Genomic DNA, 2,762 nt, shown 5'->3' on the forward strand with positions numbered 1-2,762 from the left:
AAATTTAAAGCCTGGCGATGTCCTACTCTCACATGGGGAAGCCCCACACTACCATCGGCGCTATTTCGTTTCACTTCTGAGTTCGGCATGGAAATCAGGTGGGTCCAAAACGCTATGGTCGCCAAGCAAATTCTTTAATTCGGAAAGCTGTTCTTAATTCTCGTTCTTACACATTCAATGTTCTTTCATTGAGTCCATCAAAACCCCTTGGGTGTTGTATGGTTAAGCCTCACGGGCAATTAGTACAGGTTAGCTCAACGCCTCACAACGCTTACACACCCTGCCTATCAACGTCGTAGTCTACGACAACCCTTTAGGATACTTAAAGTATCAGGGAGAACTCATCTCAAGGCTCGCTTCCCGCTTAGATGCTTTCAGCGGTTATCGATCCCGAACTTAGCTACCGGGCAATGCGTCTGGCGACACAACCCGAACACCAGAGGTTCGTCCACTCCGGTCCTCTCGTACTAGGAGCAGCCCCTTTCAATTCTCCAACGCCCACGGCAGATAGGGACCGAACTGTCTCACGACGTTCTAAACCCAGCTCGCGTACCACTTTAAATGGCGAACAGCCATACCCTTGGGACCGACTTCAGCCCCAGGATGTGATGAGCCGACATCGAGGTGCCAAACACCGCCGTCGATATGAACTCTTGGGCGGTATCAGCCTGTTATCCCCGGAGTACCTTTTATCCGTTGAGCGATGGCCCTTCCATTCAGAACCACCGGATCACTATGACCTGCTTTCGCACCTGCTCGAATTGTCATTCTCGCAGTCAAGCGGGCTTATGCCATTGCACTAACCTCACGATGTCCAACCGTGATTAGCCCACCTTCGTGCTCCTCCGTTACGCTTTGGGAGGAGACCGCCCCAGTCAAACTACCCACCAGGCACTGTCCGCAACCCCGATAAGGGGTCRACGTTAGAACATCAACACTACAAGGGTGGTATTTCAAGGACGGCTCCACGCAATCTAGCGACTGCGCTTCAAAGCCTCCCACCTATCCTACACATGTAGGGTCAATGTTCAGTGCCAAGCTGTAGTAAAGGTTCACGGGGTCTTTCCGTCTAGCCGCGGGTACACTGCATCTTCACAGCGATTTCAATTTCACTGAGTCTCGGGTGGAGACAGCGTGGCCATCATTACGCCATTCGTGCAGGTCGGAACTTACCCGACAAGGAATTTCGCTACCTTAGGACCGTTATAGTTACGGCCGCCGTTTACCGGGGCTTCGATCAAGAGCTTCGACCGAAGTCTAACCCCATCAATTAACCTTCCGGCACCGGGCAGGCGTCACACCGTATACGTCATCTTGCGATTTTGCACAGTGCTGTGTTTTTAATAAACAGTTGCAGCCACCTGGTATCTGCGACTCTCAATAGCTCCATCCGCGAGGGACTTCACCGTCGAGAGCGTACCTTCTCCCGAAGTTACGGTACCATTTTGCCTAGTTCCTTCACCCGAGTTCTCTCAAGCGCCTTGGTATTCTCTACCCGACCACCTGTGTCGGTTTGGGGTACGATTCCTTACAATCTGAAGCTTAGAGGCTTTTCCTGGAAGCATGGCATCAATGACTTCACATCCGTAGATGCTCGACGTCGTGTCTCAGCCTTARAAAGAGCCGGATTTACCTAACTCTTCAGCCTACGCACTTGAACCTGGACAACCGTCGCCAGGCCCACCTAGCCTTCTCCGTCCCCCCATCGCAATTGTAAGAAGTACGGGAATATTAACCCGTTTCCCATCGACTACGCCTTTCGGCCTCGCCTTAGGGGTCGACTTACCCTGCCCCGATTAACGTTGGACAGGAACCCTTGGTCTTCCGGCGAGGAGGTTTTTCACCCCCTTTATCGTTACTCATGTCAGCATTCGCACTTCTGATACGTCCAGCATGCGTTACCACACACCTTCAACCGCTTACAGAACGCTCCCCTACCCAATACTCAAAGAGTATTGCCGCAGCTTCGGTTTACTACTTAGCCCCGTTACATCTTCCGCGCAGGCCGACTCGACCAGTGAGCTATTACGCTTTCTTTAAATGATGGCTGCTTCTAAGCCAACATCCTGGCTGTCTGAGCCTTCCCACATCGTTTCCCACTTAGTAGTAATTTGGGACCTTAGCTGGCGGTCTGGGTTGTTTCCCTCTCCACGACGGACGTTAGCACCCGCCGTGTGTCTCCCGGATAGTACTTACTGGTATTCGGAGTTTGCAAAGGGTTGGTAAGTCGGGATGACCCCCTAGCCTTAACAGTGCTCTACCCCCAGTAGTATTCGTCCGAGGCGCTACCTAAATAGCTTTCGGGGAGAACCAGCTATCTCCAGGTTTGATTGGCCTTTCACCCCTAGCCACAAGTCATCCGCTAATTTTTCAACATTAGTCGGTTCGGTCCTCCAGTTGATGTTACTCAACCTTCAACCTGCCCATGGCTAGATCACCTGGTTTCGGGTCTATATCCAGAGACTGAACGCCCAGTTAAGACTCGGTTTCCCTACGGCTCCCCTAGATGGTTAACCTTGCCACTGAATATAAGTCGCTGACCCATTATACAAAAGGTACGCAGTCACAGGACRAAGCCTGCTCCTACTGCTTGTACGTACACGGTTTCAGGTTCTATTTCACTCCCCTCACAGGGGTTCTTTTCGCCTTTCCCTCACGGTACTGGTTCACTATCGGTCAGTCAGTAGTATTTAGCCTTGGAGGATGGTCCCCCCATATTCAGACAGGATATCACGTGTCCCGCCCTACTCGATTTCACTGAA

At 51.6% G+C, this 2,762-nt stretch carries 2 rRNA genes; both read right to left on the minus strand.

Annotated elements, in window-relative coordinates:
• Positions 1 to 9: 9 nt before the first annotated feature.
• Positions 10 to 126 (minus strand): 5S ribosomal RNA (rrf, locus tag R2S67_RS22570).
• A 92-nt stretch (positions 127 to 218) separates the two neighbouring features.
• Positions 219 to 2,762 (minus strand): 23S ribosomal RNA (locus R2S67_RS22575); the annotation flags it as partial.

It is taken from the genome of Vibrio sp. T13N, from assembly GCF_032970445.1.
In the GTDB taxonomy this organism is placed as follows: Bacteria; Pseudomonadota; Gammaproteobacteria; order Enterobacterales; family Vibrionaceae; genus Vibrio; species Vibrio diabolicus.